Annotated in this window: 14 protein-coding genes; 5 read left to right on the top strand and 9 right to left on the bottom strand. The window is 61.1% G+C overall.

Annotation, left to right across the window (positions count from 1 at the left end; genetic code table 11):
- The first annotated feature begins 39 nt into the window (after positions 1-39).
- Together ACYVNQ_RS37805 and ACYVNQ_RS37800 are read left to right on the top strand one after the other, a co-directional pair.
- A complete protein-coding gene (locus ACYVNQ_RS37805) occupies positions 40-1,518 on the top strand; it encodes a sugar ABC transporter ATP-binding protein (RefSeq protein WP_460911016.1) in 1,479 nt (492 codons plus the stop codon).
- Between the two features lie 7 nt (positions 1,519-1,525).
- Positions 1,526-2,524, top strand: coding sequence for an ABC transporter permease (locus ACYVNQ_RS37800; protein WP_460911014.1), 999 nt, complete (start codon positions 1,526-1,528; stop codon positions 2,522-2,524).
- Between the two features lie 53 nt (positions 2,525-2,577).
- Here the strand turns inward: ACYVNQ_RS37800 and ACYVNQ_RS37795 are convergent, their stop codons facing one another.
- On the bottom strand, positions 2,578-4,341 hold the full coding sequence (locus ACYVNQ_RS37795) for a sensor histidine kinase (protein WP_460911012.1): 1,764 nt from the start codon (positions 4,339-4,341) through the stop codon (positions 2,578-2,580).
- A gap of 46 nt (positions 4,342-4,387) precedes the next feature.
- Positions 4,388-5,320: a DMT family transporter gene (locus ACYVNQ_RS37790; protein ID WP_460911010.1), complete on the bottom strand. Its 933-nt coding sequence runs from the start codon at positions 5,318-5,320 to the stop codon at positions 4,388-4,390.
- 132 nt (positions 5,321-5,452) lie between these two features.
- Here ACYVNQ_RS37790 and ACYVNQ_RS37785 point away from each other — a divergent pair, with 132 nt between their 5' ends.
- Positions 5,453-6,379 carry a LysR family transcriptional regulator gene (locus ACYVNQ_RS37785; RefSeq protein WP_460911008.1) on the top strand — a complete coding sequence of 309 codons (927 nt, stop codon included), beginning with the start codon at positions 5,453-5,455 and terminating at the stop codon, positions 6,377-6,379.
- 108 nt (positions 6,380-6,487) lie between these two features.
- Here the strand turns inward: ACYVNQ_RS37785 and ACYVNQ_RS37780 are convergent, their stop codons facing one another.
- Both ACYVNQ_RS37780 and ACYVNQ_RS37775 read right to left on the bottom strand, forming a co-directional pair.
- Entirely contained in the window at positions 6,488-6,814 is a 327-nt protein-coding gene (locus ACYVNQ_RS37780; protein WP_460911006.1) for a DUF4148 domain-containing protein, read from the bottom strand.
- A 135-nt stretch (positions 6,815-6,949) separates the two neighbouring features.
- The gene (locus ACYVNQ_RS37775) at positions 6,950-8,125 is read right to left on the bottom strand and encodes a porin (RefSeq protein ID WP_460911004.1); all 1,176 of its coding nucleotides are present in this window, start codon (positions 8,123-8,125) and stop codon (positions 6,950-6,952) included.
- A 469-nt stretch (positions 8,126-8,594) separates the two neighbouring features.
- On the opposite strand from ACYVNQ_RS37775, the gene ACYVNQ_RS37770 reads away from it, so the two are divergent.
- Positions 8,595-9,359 (top strand): bestrophin-like domain, encoded by a 765-nt coding sequence (locus ACYVNQ_RS37770; RefSeq protein ID WP_460911002.1) that lies wholly within the window; start codon positions 8,595-8,597, stop codon positions 9,357-9,359.
- A gap of 114 nt (positions 9,360-9,473) precedes the next feature.
- On the opposite strand, the gene ACYVNQ_RS37765 is transcribed toward ACYVNQ_RS37770, so the two are convergent.
- Both ACYVNQ_RS37765 and ACYVNQ_RS37760 read right to left on the bottom strand, forming a co-directional pair.
- Positions 9,474-10,040, bottom strand: coding sequence for a hypothetical protein (locus ACYVNQ_RS37765; RefSeq protein ID WP_460911000.1), 567 nt, complete (start codon positions 10,038-10,040; stop codon positions 9,474-9,476).
- Positions 10,037-10,702, bottom strand: a complete 666-nt coding sequence (locus ACYVNQ_RS37760; RefSeq protein ID WP_460910998.1) for a hypothetical protein — start codon at positions 10,700-10,702, stop codon at positions 10,037-10,039. The genes ACYVNQ_RS37765 and ACYVNQ_RS37760 overlap by 4 nt, the downstream gene beginning before the upstream one ends.
- 358 nt (positions 10,703-11,060) lie before the next feature.
- Here ACYVNQ_RS37760 and ACYVNQ_RS37755 point away from each other — a divergent pair, with 358 nt between their 5' ends.
- The gene (locus tag ACYVNQ_RS37755; protein WP_460910996.1) at positions 11,061-11,969 is read left to right on the top strand and encodes a pirin family protein; all 909 of its coding nucleotides are present in this window, start codon (positions 11,061-11,063) and stop codon (positions 11,967-11,969) included.
- Between the two features lie 640 nt (positions 11,970-12,609).
- Here ACYVNQ_RS37755 and ACYVNQ_RS37750 read toward each other — a convergent pair.
- From ACYVNQ_RS37750 to ACYVNQ_RS37740, 3 genes are all read right to left on the bottom strand, one after another.
- Complete coding sequence (locus ACYVNQ_RS37750; protein ID WP_460910994.1) at positions 12,610-13,764, bottom strand: CaiB/BaiF CoA transferase family protein; 1,155 nt, start codon at positions 13,762-13,764, stop codon at positions 12,610-12,612.
- Positions 13,765-13,834: 70 nt separating this feature from the next.
- Positions 13,835-15,487 (bottom strand): L-lactate permease, encoded by a 1,653-nt coding sequence (locus ACYVNQ_RS37745; RefSeq protein WP_460910992.1) that lies wholly within the window; start codon positions 15,485-15,487, stop codon positions 13,835-13,837.
- An 80-nt stretch (positions 15,488-15,567) separates the two neighbouring features.
- A complete protein-coding gene (locus ACYVNQ_RS37740) occupies positions 15,568-16,419 on the bottom strand; it encodes an aldolase/citrate lyase family protein (protein ID WP_460910990.1) in 852 nt (283 codons plus the stop codon).
- Positions 16,420-16,490 lie beyond the last annotated feature (71 nt).

Here is a 16,490-nt window from a genome sequence, read left to right as displayed (position 1 = left end):
CCTCTGGCCATGTTCACCGACTGCTTCTGCCAATGACTGATGACTCTCGTCGCTGAGCATATCAACAAGCGCTTCGGCAATACCGTGGCGCTGCGGGACGTGTCGATCGCGCTCGAGCCCGGCGAGGTGCATGCGCTGGTCGGCGAGAACGGCGCCGGCAAATCGACGCTGCTGAAGATCCTCGCCGGCGCCGAGCGACCCGACGACGGCGCGATGCGTCTGTTCGACGCCGGCTACGCGCCGCTCGACACGCGCGAGGCCGAACGCCGCGGCGTCGCGCTGGTTCACCAGGAAATCACCGTCAATCCGTCGCTGACGGTGGCGGAGAACATCTTTATCGACCGCCTGAGCCGCTTCTCGCGCTGCGGCTTTCTGCAAACGAAAGCGCTCGAGCGCGCCGCACAGCAGGTGCTCGACAGCTTCGATGCGGGCATCCAGGTATCGGCCGGGCTTGCGCGGCTCGACCTCGGTCAATGGAAATGCATCGAGATTGCGCGGGCCTTGTCGCACGAGCCGCGCATCCTGTTTCTCGATGAGGCGACGGCGTTTCTCGGCCACCGCGAAGTCGACGCGCTGCTGAAGGCGATTCGCGCGTTGAAGGGGCGCGGGCTGTCGGTGGCGTTCGTGTCGCATCATCTGAGCGAAGTGACGCAGGTCGCCGACCGGCTGACGATCCTGAAGGACGGCAGTCTTGCCGGCGGTTCGCTAGTGGCCGACATCGCGCCTGCGGAGATTCATGCGCGAATGGTGGGCCGCGATATCTCAGGCCATGTGTTTCCACCTAAAGCGCAGCGTCCGCCCGCCGAAGTCGTGCTGGAAGTGCGCGATCTCAGCGTCGCTGGCCGCGTGAGCGACGTGAGTCTCGACGTGCACGGTGGCGAGATCGTCGGCATCGCCGGCCTGAAGGGCAGCGGCGGCGAAGCGCTGCTGGAGGTCGCGATGGGCGTGCTCGCGCCGCAACACGGCGCGCTGAAACTCGGCGCGCGTGCGTACGCGCCGAAGCGTCCCGCGGCGGCGTGGCAAGCCGGCGTCGCCTATCTGCCGGGCGACCGCAGCGGCGAAGGGCTGATCGCCGATTTCAGCGTGCTGGACAACGTCGTGATGGCGCGCCCGCCGCGCCGCTTCGGCGTGTTCGATACGGCTGCGGCACAGCGCGATGCGTCCGAACTCAGCGCGCGACTGATGATCAAGGCGGCGCACGCCGATATCGCGTGCCGCACGCTAAGCGGCGGCAATCTGCAGAAGGTGGTGCTGGCCAAGTGCCTGCACGTGGCGCCGCGTTTGTTGCTGCTCAACAATCCGACGCGCGGGGTCGACATCGGCGCGCGCATCGAAATCTACCGCGTGATCCGCGCACTGGCCGAAGAGGGCGTCGCGGTGCTGCTGGTCAGCGACGACCTGCCCGAATTGATCGGCCTCTCCGACCGGCTCGCCGTGATGCGCGGCGGCCGCGTCGAGCACGTGTTCGCGTCCGGTGCGACGCCGGACGAAACCGCCATCGTCCGCTTCATGACATGAGACGACCATGAACCGCCAGTCCTTTTCCCTGCGCAAGCATTCCGACACCTCCGCCAGCACGGCTGCAGCGGCGGGGCGGCCCGAGATGTTGCGACGAACCTTTCCGGTGCTGTTGCTGGTGGTGCTGTGCATTGCGTTCTCGCTCAGTTCGTCGCGCTTCTTAACCACCGGCAATGCATTGATCGTGCTGCAGCAGGCCGTGGTGCTCGCGGTTGCCGCGCTTGGCATGACCTTCGTCGTAATTGCCGGTTCCATCGACCTGTCGGTTGGGTCGATCGTTGCACTGGCGGCGCTGGCCGCGGCGTCCAGTTCGAATACGCTGGGGGTGCTCGCGATCGTGCCGGCCGCCCTCGTCGGGCTCGCTTGCGGATTGATCAACGGCCTCGTGGTGGCGAAAGGCATGGTGCCGTCGTTTATCGTCACGCTGGGCACGATGGTGGTGTATCGCGGCATCGTGCTGTACTTCACGCGCGGCGCGCCGGTGTCGATCGAGAGCGAAGGCTTTCTCGATTTCTACACGGGCCGCTTCGCCGATGTGCCGAACGCCGTGTGGATTGCGGTCGGTGTCGTGGTGCTGGGCTGGGTAGCGATGCGTTTCACGATCTTTGCGCGTGAACTGAAGGCAACCGGCGGCGGCGAGCGCGTGGCCCGTTTGACCGGCATTCGCGTGGACCGCGTGAAGATCCTGATGTTTGCGCTGCTCGGTCTGCTGTGCGGTATCGCGGGGCTGCTGCAAAGCGCGCGTGCGATGGCTGCGACTTCGCAACTCGGCGAAGGGCTCGAGCTCGATGTGATCGCTGCGGTGGTGGTCGGCGGCACGCCCCTTACCGGTGGCCTTGGCAGCGTGCAGGGCACGATACTCGGCGTGCTGATCATCACGATCCTGTCGAACGGAATGAATATGGCGGGCGTCGATCCGTATCTGCAGAACATCGTCAAGGGCGTGGTGTTGATCGCGTCGGTGTTCGTGACGATCGATCGCAAGAAGATCGGGATTATCAAGTAGGCGGTGGGCGCTGCGATGGCCTCGCGGCCGAACTGTGGCTGCGGAAAGAGGATTTATTCGTCCGCGCTGCTTCCCAGCGGAATCTTGAATTCGAAGATCGCGCCGCGCGGCTGGTTGGCGCGCGCGCTGATCTCGCCGTGATGCGCAAGGATGATCTTGCGGCATATCGTGAGGCCAAGCCCCATACCCTCGGTCTTGGTGGTGTAGAGCGGCGTGAAGAGTTGTTGCGGACTGGCGGCGACGAAGCCCGGCCCCGTGTCGGCGAACGACATGCCGAAACAGGCTGCGTCCGGCTTGAAGCACGAGATATGCAGTTGCCGGACGTGCTCGCCGTTCTGCGACATGGCGTCCAGTGCGTTGTTCGCGAGATTGACCACGACCTGCTGGATCTGAACGCGATCGGCGCGAACCGGGATGGCTGTGTGATCAATGGACGCGAACACGGCGACACGTTCACGCGCGGCGCGTCCCTCGATCAGCGTGAGCGCCTCGCGCACGGCCTCGACAATATCGATCTCGACGCGTTGCGTGATGGCGCCACGCGAGAGCGCTCGCAGGCCGCCGATAAAGGAGGCCGCACGGACGGTATCGGCTGACAGCCGTTGCAAGGCGTCGCGGACTTCCTTTTCGCTACCCGGCACATCGAGCCAACGCAGGGACGCCGCCGCTGCGAGCCGGATGGCGGTAATGGGCTGGCTAACCTCGTGGATGATCGATGCCGCAAGCTCGCCGAGCGAAGCGAAACGCAATGCTGTCGCCAGTTCCTGCCGGGCTTCGTTGAGCCGTTCCTCATGACGCCGCCGGTCGGTGACGTCCGTCACCACGCCGTAGTAAGTCGGGTCGCCGACGTGGTCGACATCGAGCGCCCCTTCGCACGCGATATATTTCGTTTCGCCGTCGAGCTTGATGCGGTACTCGAACTTGAGCGGCGCGCCGCGCGACACGCAGTCCGCCAGCGTATCGATGATGCGCTGCCTGTCTTCGGGAACGATCTTCGAGGTCCATTCGCCGAAGTCGATCTCAGGGAGCGCGGGATCGAAACCAAACAGCTTGTAGCATTCGAGTGACCCAAACGATTCCCCGGTGCGCGTGTTGAACCGGAAGTCGCCCATCCGGCCGACCTGTTGATGCTTGATCATCGCGTTGTGCGTTTCGCGCAGGGTTTCCTCCGCCGCGGCGCGCACGCGCCTTTCGGCCTTGAGCCGCTCATCGAGCCGCCGACAGGCGATGGCCTGCGCGCTGCTCGCGGCAAGCACCTCGAGCGCTTCCATCATGGCCTGGTTGGCGGGCTGTCCGACCGCAAGCTCGACCCGCAGCATGCCTATCCGCTTGCCCGAAGCCTCGAGCACCGCACTCATGACGATCGGATGGGCGTGGTGGGTCTGTCCTTGTTCCGCAGACGAAACGCCGAAACTGATCTCGGTTTCCTCAAGCAGGTTGGGATCGATCGACGCGAGCGGCGCCGGCGTCGACAGATGCTTCCGGTGAGCTTCAGCCGGCCCTGCGATCCCGGGTGCCGCATATGCGTCGATGTCATGCGTCGCGCGCGCGTCGAGCTTCACCAGTCCATGGGACGCGCCGGTCCAGCCGCGCGCTTCGGCCAGAAGCCGGCGTGCGATCGCAACCGGCGTGCGCCCCCTCGCTATCGCGCGGCACGCTGCACCAAGCGAGCCGCGGGTTCGATTGGGAGGTTTCGGGTTGGAGGACAGATAAATGGCACTCATGAAAGCGCGGCAAGTTAGGGACACGGGATGATGCATCGTGAATATTACGACGAACCAACGACCTCCCAGCGCTTCGAAGGGAATTTTCTCCATGCGCGCGGGCACCTGGCAAGTGGCCGAGCGTTGGAGAGTCTGCCCGTCACGCATCACCAGAAACCACCGAACGCAGATCGACCGGGACGCCATCACGTTTCTGCCAACGCACAGTCGCAAGCAGCGAAGCAAATACGATCAAGCCACCTCCAACCCAGCCCCACACGGACAACTGCTCCCCGAGCCACACATATGCGAACAACGCGCCGAACGCCGGTTCGCTTCCCATCAGCAACGCGACGCGAGTCGGGCTGCTACGCTTGACGGCAAAGTTCTGCGCGAAGAACGCGAACAGGGTGCAGGCGGCCACCAGATAACCGATGCTGATCCAGAAGCTGCCGTGCCCGGCCAACGACGGCAGCGCGGGCCACGGCTGCGACGAAAACACCAGCGCAGCGACGACACTGCCGAACATCACGGTGCCTGCCTGAACGGCAGTCACGGAAAGCGGAGCGAGCGTCGAGTCGCGCATCACGCGCCTTGTCACGCAGATCATCAACGCGCGCAGTACCGCAGCCAGAAGAATCAGCGCGTCGCCCGCGGTTGGAATGAACACACCGCCACTCACCAGCGCGGCGCCGGCCAACGACAACAAGACGGCAACACCCTCCACGCGCGACGGCTTTCGATGCAGCAGCACCCATTCGACAAGCGGCGTGAACACCACACACAAACTGATCAGAAACGCTGCGTTCGAAGCGCGCGTCAGCGACAGTCCAAACGTCTCGGCGAGCAGCACGCTGAGCAGCAGTGCACCCGTGCCAAGCGTGCCGGCTAGCTCGGATGGCTTCGCGTGCCGCAGCGAACGCAACGCGGGCGACAGCACGATAAACGTCAGTCCAAAGCGCAGCGCCAACAGCCCTAGCACGGGAAAGAAAGCGAGTGCGCCTTTCGCGACCCCATAACTCGTGCCCCACACCATGGCTACCGCCAGCAACATCAGGTCGGATATCCAGAGCAAGCGCTTTTGTTTCGACATGGCGGACCTTCTATCTCTCTTTGCTAGAACAGTCCGGATTGTCGAGTATTGCGCGCAAAACTATAATCGTGGCGCGGGGAACATCTTTTATGTCGAAAACGCACAAATGCGTCGGCCACCGTGAGCACGACAATGAATCCCAATGAACTCTTTGCGCTATTGCCGGACATGGCGACGTTTGCCCGTGTCGTCGATGCAGGCAACTTCTCGGAGGCCGCGCGCCAGCTGGGCAGCATGCCGTCGACGGTGAGCCGGCAGATCAAACGCCTCGAAGAAGCGCTCGGCACGCGCTTGCTGGAGCGCTCGACGCGCAGCGTCCGGGTAACGGATTCGGGCGCGCAGGTCTACCGGTATTGCCGCGACATGGTGGGCGCGGCGTCGGGTGCGGTCGATGTCGCTGGGCAAGTGGTGGGCGAGCCGCGCGGCAAAGTCAGCGTCAGTGCACCGGTTGCATTCGCCAAGTTGGTCATCCATCCGCTGATCCCGGGATTTCTGCGCAGCTTTCCCGAGGTGGACGTGCAGCTGATCTTCGCCGACCGCGAGGTCGATCCGCTACGTGACGACGTCGACATGGTGATACGCCTGACCCGTTCACCTCCGCCGGGCCTGGCCGCACGCCGGCTCGGGGCTGTTACGTGGCTGCTATGCGCGTCGCCGGCTTATCTGAAAGTGCACGGCGCGCCGGTTGTGCCACGCGATCTCAAGCAGCACGAATGCCTGTATCTCGGCGAAACGGTCGATGACAACCGATGGCAGTTCCGGCGCGACACCCAGACGCAGTCGCTTGAAGTGAGAGGGCGTTATAGCGCCAATCATGTGGGCGCTCGGCTCGAGGCTGCGTTGCAGGGGGTGGGTATTGCCAGCTTGCCTGACTTCGCTGCAACAGAGGCGCTGCAGAACGGCAGCCTCGTTCAGGTGCTCGCCGATTGGGAATTTGAAGGGCACCCTTATGTGGGCCCTGTCTGGTTGCTGTATCCGCCTAACCGCTTTCTTCCGCCGAAGGTGCGGGCGTTGATTGATTATCTCGCAAGCCATCTGCGTGACGCTGTGAGTGAATGAGCGCGATGTGAACGACAACACAGGATTCCCGGTTGAGATTCACAACGAGAATTGACCGATCGCGCGTGCGCATGCTTGTGATCGACGCGCACGCGCGCTGGACAGACATTAATCGTTGTTGCCGTAAATAATAGGGGAGGTCGGCACCTTTACGTTCTCACCCAGGCAATCGGCGCGGTATTTCAGCTTGAGCCGCGCTTCTGCCTCGTCGATTTCCGATGGATAGTAACTGCCGTCTCCTCCTCCTGCCTGGTAACCCACCGATTCGAGTTCGCCGAGTTCCTGCATCAGTTGTGCATGCGTGACCGGTTTGCTCAGTGGCGTGAACGGATAGTCGTTGCATTCGCGAGGCGTCAATTTGGTACTGGCCGAGGCTGCGCCGCTTGCCAACAATACACAAAGCACCACCGTGGTTTTTTTCCAGAAGGTTTTCATGTCATCTGCTCCTTGTGCGACGTTGTGATGACGCAAGGATGATCCTCGCGTCATATCGAACCGCCATGAAACAGATGAACTTTTTGTTAGGCCGCGGCTAAGCTCATGCATTCAACCGCTTGAATCCGGGCGTGATCAGAACCGGTGCTTCACGCCGACGGCGACTGCCACCTGTTCATTCCCCGCGGAAGGATCGAGGGTGAAGATACTTGCGTCGAATGCCCCGTTGCCATTTCCACCGCTCACTCGCTGGTATACACCCTCAACGTAGATATCGGTGCGCTCCGAAAGCACATAATCGGCTTGCGCCATAACCTGATTCCAATGGGGCGCGGCTGACGTGAAGCCTTTTGACGCTCCGGCAAACTCACCGGTCGTATAGGTGTACGACGCGCCCAGACTCAAATCGGGTCTCACGAAGTATCGGCCATTGATTTCGAAGTTGTCGAATTTCATGACCGTGCCGCCAAGCGCACCCACACTGGTGCTGCCATCCTGGAAAATCCCGGTGATGTTGTCAGTGACAGAGTGGGTCCACACGACGCCGACGGATGATTTACCGAACTTGTACTGCGCACCGGCGCCGTAGATCTGTTGTCTGCCGCCGGTCGTCAACTGGTCGCCATCGCCGGTGCTAACCGCGCCCGTTGCATTGGCGAGATCAGGCTGCGCAGTGCGGTTGATCTCCAGATAGGCGGCAGCAACATTAAGTGGGCCGTACGTGTAGCTTGCGCCGAGGCTGTACGCGCTGTTGTTGCTGAAGTTGCCCGACTGGTTGGAGAACGCATACATCGCACCGGCCTTGAAGCCGCCATACGACACGCTATTGAACTTGATCGAATTGTTCAGGCGCAAATCGTTGTTCAGGTTGTCGTTGTCGTACACGTGCGCGGCCAGGTTGCCGCCGAAGCCCGAACCTGTCGCGGACAGGGGCGCAACATAGTCCACCATGAGGTCGTATTGACGGCCTAGCGTAAGCGAGCCGTATTGGGTGGAGCGAATGCCAACCCATGCCTGACGCCCAAACAGATCTCCACCATTCTTCAAGGCGCCGGTGTCCACGTTAAAGCCGTTCTCCAGCCAGAAGACTGCGCTAAGCCCGCCACCGAGATCCTCGGTGCCTCGCAAGCCCCATCGCGACGTAAAGACATTGCCGCTTTGCATCGACCACGAACTGGCGCCGGGCGATGTGGCGCTCGAAGGCGTGACGCGCGCGTTGTTCTGATAGACAACACCCGTATCAATCAAGCCAAAAAGCGTCACGCTGCTTTGCGCGTGTGCCGCTCCGGCCGCGAGCAGGGTCGACGCCATAGCTGCGTATCGCAGCTTCCGCACAATTACATTTGTTTTCACTGACATTTCTCCGTTGAGTGATCAGCACTCGTTTAAAGCGCGGAGCGTATGGTGCGGCAGATGCGAAAGCACGGGATGGAAGGCTCAGTTTCAGTTTGCGGAGCCTTCCGTCACGAAATCTAAACAGGCCTTTGGCGATGCGGGTTGGGCTGCTGTTTGCAGCGGCTATGCGGCGTGGCTATGACAGGAAAGGGGCTGTTGGCCGCTAAAGGGCCGGGTGGAGTGTCGTGAGCTTGCGACGCGTGGGATAGGCTCGGCAGGGTTCGATGCGGCGCAGGTCGTGCCATTCTACGGGTTCAGAAGCTTTCGATTATGCAGGACTTGCTGTCGCCGATACCGGACTGTCACATAGTTGTTGGACCAAAGGCCAATATCATTTCAAATGTGCACTCGATAAGCTAAACAACCGTTGTAACGGAGGCGTCGTATGGCGTCGTTTGTCAGTCATCCAGCGGTGCTGTTTGTCATTCTCCTCGTACTTTTCGTCGGGGCGGTAGCGCTCGGCGCCTATGTATTGCGGCGTATTGCGACAATCCCGGACGACGCTCGCGAGGATTTCAACATTATCCAGACCGCTACGCTGACGCTGCTTGCATTACTGGTCGGCTTCAGCGTTTCGATGGCGGTGGGCCGCTATGACCAGCGCAAGAACCTTGAGGAAGGCGAAGCCAACGCGATAGGAACGGAGTACGCGAGAGCCGATCTCGCCGATCCGGCAATCGGCGCGAAGATAAAAGCCGGACTGGTCCGTTACACCGAGCTCAGACTTGCCGATTTTGTTACGCGAGACCGGGAAGAACTCGAACGCATTCACCACGACACATCTGCCCTTCAAGCCGACTTGTGGCGACTTGCGACCCAGGTGGCGCAGGACAAGCCCACGCCCATCGGCGCCCTTGTCGTTGCCGGGATGAACGACGTGCTCAATTCGCAGGATTATTCCGAGGCAGCGCGGATCAATCACATTCCACTCGGCGCATGGTTTCTGATGATTCTCATCGCGCTGCTGGCGTGCGTCGTGCAGGGCTACGGCACAAAAGGGAGGCTGCGCAGAAGCCTGCTCATCACTATCTTGCCCGTGACAGTTGCGCTATCGCTGGCTCTCATTGCAGATATCGATAGCCCACGGCGCGGAATTATTCGCGTGCAGCCTTTGGATCTGGCAAGGTTGCTTCAGTCATTGACTCGATGATTCACGTGTGAATATTGCATTCGCAGCGGCAGCTAGCCTCACCGCCGGCCGTCGTAATACACGCCAGGATCTCTCGGTTGCGGCTGAAAGGCATGCACGATCCTTGGGGCTTACTTACGAACACCGTCGAATAATCTCGACATCCTGAACCCGCTCTTTCACGTAGCGCCCATCTTGCGTGTCGATATGAAAGACCTCGACCTTCTTCGGTCGTGCGTCGACCACGGTGATTTCGTAGTTATCACCAGCCTTTGGCGTGAACCGTAATGCGGTGTCGTACTGGTCTCGCCCGGGTAGCGCAATTCGCAACGTCAATAGATGATCAGCCCGCATCTTGAGTTCGAAATAGCTTCTGTCGATATAAGCGCCGTCGATAGGCATCCCCAGACGTGGCTGCTTTCGATGCGAAGGAATCAGGATAATCCCTTCGTTCTTAGGCGGAACGTCCGCGACGCCGATGGGTTCTCCGCCGCGTGAATCACTGGGCAAGTAGCACTGTGGAAGCGGAGGGCTCTCGTACAAAAAGAAGCCGCCCAAGCCAATCTCACGAAAGCGAATATTCGCGGTCGGCACTCCCGCGGGTGGCGAATAGGTCGTCGTAACACATCCCCCCATCAAGGTTAACAAGGAGAATACGAAGGCTTGCACAACGCGTACTTTCAACAAGTCGTTCTTCTTCATTGAGGCGGCGTTTCCTGTTTGATGTCAACCTTGCCGTGGTAAGCATTCGGGATTCCCCACAACTTACCCGTCTGAGCCCTTATCACCATTCGGTCCGATTCGGATGCGGCTGAATAGATGACGAAGTACCGGCTGCCCTGTGGAACCGGAAAGTAGCCCTGCTTATAGCCACCCAGGAAGAAGGACGACCCATCGATGGATTTAAAGGACTCGACATCGCTGATCACGTGCTTTTCCGCGTCGAGAAAAACTACATATGGCTTAACGACCGTCGCGAGCGACAACCAGTCACTCGAAAGCCATGTGCGAATGCGCAGCGTGCTTGCTGATTGTTGCGGTTTGATCGAAAACGCCGCGTACACGCCCAAACCATCGGCGAACCTTGCTACGGGCGATGTATTCTCGTCAAAGCGGACGGTCTCCGTTTCGTCTGGCTCGAGAGGCTGGTAAGACATCTCAGCGTAGCTCGCGACGCCCAATCGTGATTCAGGCAATGGCGGCGCAACCAGTGTCCGCGTCGCGCAGCCGCCTAGCATCACACATGCAATTACACCGGCGCTCAACCGGATTCCCTTTATCAAAACTGTCTCCCGTGCGATTGTTTTAGCAAAGACTTGTTTGTTATCGGCAGCGGTGAGCTTCTTCTTTAGAGTGAATGGCATACTTCTACCGGTCTATTTATGCTGATTGCATTTGTCGCTGCTCGGCCGCGAACCGCCAGTCGACATCGGCACTTCGATTGCTGACACTATTTCATAAGTGAGTATCCCGCACCGTCTGTTCACAACGACGCTGCCCCGGCATTCTGATTCTGACCAGATCGGACTGGACCCCGGCAGCCTTCGCTCGTACGATCTTTAAACGCGACAGTGCCCTCTGCAGGGAATAGAACCGGTGAAACAACCGTTTTGATGGTTGAAATCGCGCGCCTGCACCGCGCTCGAACGACTCACGCTAAAGCGTTTGTGCGAGTGCGACCAGACACGGAATCACCTCAGTATTGACGAAAGCGGAGGGCTCATGGAATCAGCAGCAAACGCTCGGGCAACAGTCGGCTCGAAATCATCTCGCCGGATCGTGCAGCGAACCAGGGGAAAAACCAACAGGTGGGGCGCGCGTCTGGTAAGCCCATCGGATATTGGGCAACTGATCAAGCCTTTTGTGTTGCTAAGCTACGACGCGCTCGGCCCTTCTTCACGAGAGGAGTTTCCGCTCCATCCCCATTCCGGCATCGCAACGTTGACCACACTCTTGCAAGGATCGCTGCGCTTTCAGGACAGCAGGGGGCAGCCGAACTTACTGGAAGCGGGAGACATCGAATGGATGCAGGCGGGTCGCGGTGTATGGCATGGCGGCCCTATGGAATGGGACGGCCCCTTGACGCTCTTTCAATTGTGGATTGCGTTACCGCCTGATCTCGAATTGAGCACCCCATTCGAGATATTCCGGCGATCCAAAGACATTCCCAAGGACGGCCCTGCGCGTGTCTTGCTCGGTAGTCTGAACGGCCAGGAAAGTCAGATCGGCGGTGCGCTGCAAATGACGTACCTACACGTTCGCTTAAGCGCAGGCGAGCACTGGCGCTATACCCCCCCTCACGGTCAAGACGTGCTGTGGATCGCCGTCTATTCCGGATCCCTCGAAGCGGGCGAGCCCGTTTCGGAAGGGGAGCTGGTCGTGTTCGAACCCTCCGAGGGCGCTGTCGACTTCATTGCACGGGAGCACTGCGATTTCGTGTTGGGATCCGCTGCGCAAAGCCGGTTCGATCTTGTCGAGGGCTACTACTCCGTTCATACGAGCGCCGCAGCTCTGCAGAGTGGTGAGCAGGAGATCGCGCGGCTGGGCGCGCAAATGCGTGCGGATGGCCGCTTGACTCCTGAGCGGGCGGCCCAGGTCGTCAGGCAGATGTCGGCCACGCCGCCAGGCTAGCCACGCGCGTTTAGCGACTGCAATTCGGTAATGTGAAGGGCTGTTCAGGGTCGGAATTTGCCGGCCGCGTCAGGCGCTGATCGGCCATGTTGGACTGCTCGCTAAAATCTCAGCGTCGACGCTCGGAGGTCTCCTCCCTATGCCGGGCGTGACGGCCTTCAGGCGAAGCGCGCAAGAACGTCGATAGTTTCCTCAGGCGCAGTTAGTGGACAAAAATGATCGGCATCAAGGTAGCGCAGAGTTGAATGGAAGTTGTGGGTTGCGGATTCAACCGGTCACACCGTCCACCGATCGGTAACAATTCTTAGCCCCGTAGATTCCTACGAGCCACTCGCGTATCCAAGGCAACCCATAGCGCTAAGGAGCGCAATGACCATCAGGAACACGCCCAGCAAGAGGTGCGCGAGGAGAAACCGAATCGGCGATTTGGACTTGTATACGGTGCCGCCGCGAGTATGTGCTTTCTCTTCTGTCTGGTAAGCAGATATTGTCGCGAGTATCCCTGCGGCTGATGCGAGCAAGGTTCCAAGCCAGCCAAAGTGTATGGGGCTGGATACGTATGCATAGCAGATCCCCCACGAGATTGCGGCGAGCATGAGAAGGAGCCAAACCGATTTTTTCATGGGAGTGATGAGTGTGTTTAGGGCGCCGCGCTCCCCATACCGATCTCATCGAGAATCGCAGCAGTATGCTGCCCAATCGCCGGCACGGAGCCCATCACCGGTTCGATGCCTGCGATCGTGACCGGCGGCACGAACATGTCGTGCGGCCCGCTCTCCGTCATCACGCTGCGATACCGTTGACGCTCGCGTAGCTGCGGATGCTCGAGAAGGGCGTCGACATCGTTCATTCGGCCATTGGCAATCGCCGCGCGATCGAGCTTGACGGCCACCTCACTACTGCTCAACGCTGCGAAATGCTGGCTGATCGTTGCTTCGAGCACTTCGCGATTGGCCACGCGCAACGAATTTGTCACATAACGTGGGTCGGTTGCGATACCGGCATCCCCGAGCACGATTTCGCAAAAGCTGCGCCATTCGCGTTCGTTCTGGATACCGAAGAACACCGTCTTGCCGTCACCGGCTGGAAACGGGCCGTACGGTGCGATCGTCGCATGGCGTGCTCCGCTGCGCGGCACGGGCTCGCCGCGCCCGCGCGTGTAATACGCCGGATAGCTCATCCACTCGGTCAGCGCATCGAACAGTGACACCTCGAAAGCCACACCCTTGCCCGTGCGTGCACGCTGATGCAGCGCCATCAGAATGCCGTTTAGCGCATACATGCCGGTCGCGATGTCGGCAATCGCCAGCCCGCATTTTGATGGCGTATCCGGCGTGCCGTTGATCGAAAGAAAGCCTGCCTCGCATTGCACCAGCAGGTCATAGGCCTTCTTGTCGCTGTACGGGCCACCCGAACCGTAGCCGGAAATATCGCATGCAATCAGCCGCGGAAATCGCTCGACCAGCGACTTCGCATCGAGTGACAGGCGCTGCGCGGCACCGGGGGCGAGATTCTGAATAAAGACGTCGGCGCGAGCCAGCAGCGCTTCGAGCGCTGCGCGCCCGTCGTCGGTCTTGATGTCGAGCGCAATGCTTTCCTTCGAGCGATTGACCCAGACAAACTGGCTCGACAGGCCGTCCATCGCCGTGTCGTAATTGCGTGCGAAGTCGCCCGTATCGGGCCGCTCGACCTTGATCACGCGCGCGCCCCAGTCGGCAAGATGACGGCTCGCGAGCGGCGCGGCTATGGCCTGCTCGAGGGAAACTACAGTGATGTCGTCCAGTGGGTGATTCATGATCCTGTCCTTGGAGTGGTTCGTTGCGCGACACGCAAACGGCGAGCCGTGTTGCGTGCGCGATGGCGTGTCACGGCACCATCCAGCCGAGCACCGGCGTGGATTGCAGCCAGACCAGCAGACTGAGCGCCGCGATCATCAGCACGGTCCAGCCCGCCACACGGCGAAACAGCACGCCTTCGCGGCCCATCATGCCGACTGCCACTGCGCCGACCGCGAGATTCTGCGGCGAGATCGCTTTGCCCACCACGCCACCCGACGTATTGGCGGCCGTGAGCAAGATATCCGACAGGCCCGTGTGATGCGCGGTGGTGAATTGCAGCATGCCGAACAGCGCATTGGCGGATGTGTCCGATCCGGTCAGCGCTGTGGCAAACCAGCCGAGCACCGGTGAGACCGGCGCGAACGCGGTGCCCGCATTGGCGGCCCAGATACCCAGCGTAACGATCTGGCCAGACAGGTTCATCACATAAGCGACGCCGACCACGCAACATACGGTGAACACTGCCCAGCGCAGTTCATGCAGATTTTGCATATAGACACGGGCTGCGACCTTGATGCGCAACCGGAGGATCGGCACGGCCAGCAAACCGGCGATCAGCACGATCGAGCCGGCCGACAGCAGCCACTCGAACTTCGCGCTGGTCGCGGACACAGCCTTGCCATGTGGATCGACGACGTTGAGCAGCGGCCATGGAAAGGTGGAAGTGAAGCGGCCGAATGCGTGAGCGACCGCATCGATTTGCGTCAGCGCAACAACGACAATGACGGCAACGTACGGTGCGAGTGCGCGCAATACCTCGCCGCCAGGATCGCGCGGCGACGTGGCGTCGCGCGACACCGTTGCGCTACCGTGCGGTGCGTCCCCAGGCGCGACATGACACGCGCCGCTCAGATCGGCGCGCAGCACCGCTGGCGACCATACGCGCAAAAACACGATCGACGCGCCCGCACACGCCAGCGCCGCGACGATATCGACGAGTTCGACCGGCAACAGCATCGAGCCCGCGAACTGTGTGAACGCAAAGCACACGCCGGCCACGATCGCAAGCGGCCACACTTCCTTCAGGCCACGCTTGCCGTCGACCACGAACACCAGAATCAGCGGAATGAACAGCGCCAGCAGCGGCGCCTGGCGCCCGACCATCACGCTAATCTGATGCACCGGCAAGCCCGTGATTTTCGCCAGCACCGTGATCGGCAGGCCGAGTGCGCCGAACGCAACGGGACTGGTGTCGGCAATCAGGCATACCGCCGCTGCCCTGATCGGCTCGACGCCGATTGAAATCAGCAGCACCGCGCAGATCGCCACGGGTGCACCGCCGCCTGCGAGCGCTTCAAGCAGCGCGCCAAAGCAGAACGCAATCAACACGGCCTGCACACGCTGGTCTGCGCTCACGCGAGCCAGCGAACGGCGCAATACATCGGCATGACCGCTTTGCTGCGTCAGCTTGAACAGCCAGATGGCGTTGATGCCGATCCAGATGATCGGGAAAAAGCCGATTGCCGCGCCTTCGCCCGCGCCGCTCACCGTGATGCCTGCCGGCATGCCGTAGACGAACACCGCAATCGCCATCGACATCAGCAACGCGGCCAGTGCAGCCCAGCGCGCCGCGATGCGCAGCACACCGAGCAGCAGGAATAGTGTCAGCAACGGCAGCATCGCCAATGCCGCGGATGCGGCAATCGAATGAGCGACCGGATCGAAAATCTGTGTGTACATCGTGGCGTCTCCTTCGCTCGTCGACGAGCGTCTTTTTTGCTGTGTTTGAAGCGTGGCAACCGCCAGGCGGGGCGGCAGGCTTACTGCATTGCCAGCACGCGGCGCGCCTCGCGCGCAATCGCCTCGTCGACCATGCGTCCGTCGACCACGCCGGCACCCGCGTCGCACGCTTCTATAACGCGTTGCGCCCATTCGATGCGCTGCGCGGACGGCGTAAATGCCGCGTTGATTGCTTGGATATGCGAGGGATGGATCGCTGCCTTCGCGGTGAAACCATTGTCTGCAGCGAAGTTCAGATCTGCCTGGAGCAGCGCGCTATCGTCCAGCGCAAAGCACGGCGCGTCGAGCGCCGGCACCCCGGCTGCATTGGCGGCATGCGCCACCCGGCAGCGGGCCCATTGCAATGCAAGCGATTGCGGCTGCACGTTGACGTCGGATGCATAGTCCGCTGCGCCGAACATCACTGCCGCAAGATTGGCGCGCGCCTGAGCGATTGGCTCGATCGCTTCCATACCGCGCGCCGATTCGATCATCGGCACCAGCGCGCAGCTTTTGCCGGCCTCGGCCAGCAGCGCATTCACGTGCAAAACCTGTTGCGCGGCCTCGATCTTCGGCAGCAGAATGAAGCGCGGTGCGCGCGCCGCATCGAGTAGCATCAACAGATCGTCCATGCCGTGACGCGTGAGCGGCGTATTGATGCGCACCGCGAGCGCGGGCAGCAATCCGTCTTCGGGCGCGTCGAGCAGCGCTCGCACATGGTCGCGAGCAAGTGCTTTCCGGTCTGGCGGCACGGCATCTTCGAGATCGGCGATCAGCACGTCGGCGCCGCAGCGCAGCGCCTTTGTGAATCGTTCGGGGTGCGTGGCCGGCGTGAACAGCCAACTTCGCAGTCGGCTGTGCGCGCGCATCGATAAGGGTGTGCCGGAGGACATCGAAAGAGCGTCTCGGGTTGTTGTACGGATAGCGCCAATCTAGCGGCCACGCCGCCATTGCGGAAATACCA

It is taken from the genome of Paraburkholderia jirisanensis (assembly GCF_054782355.1).
This window is presented reverse-complemented; position numbering and strand designations above follow the sequence as displayed.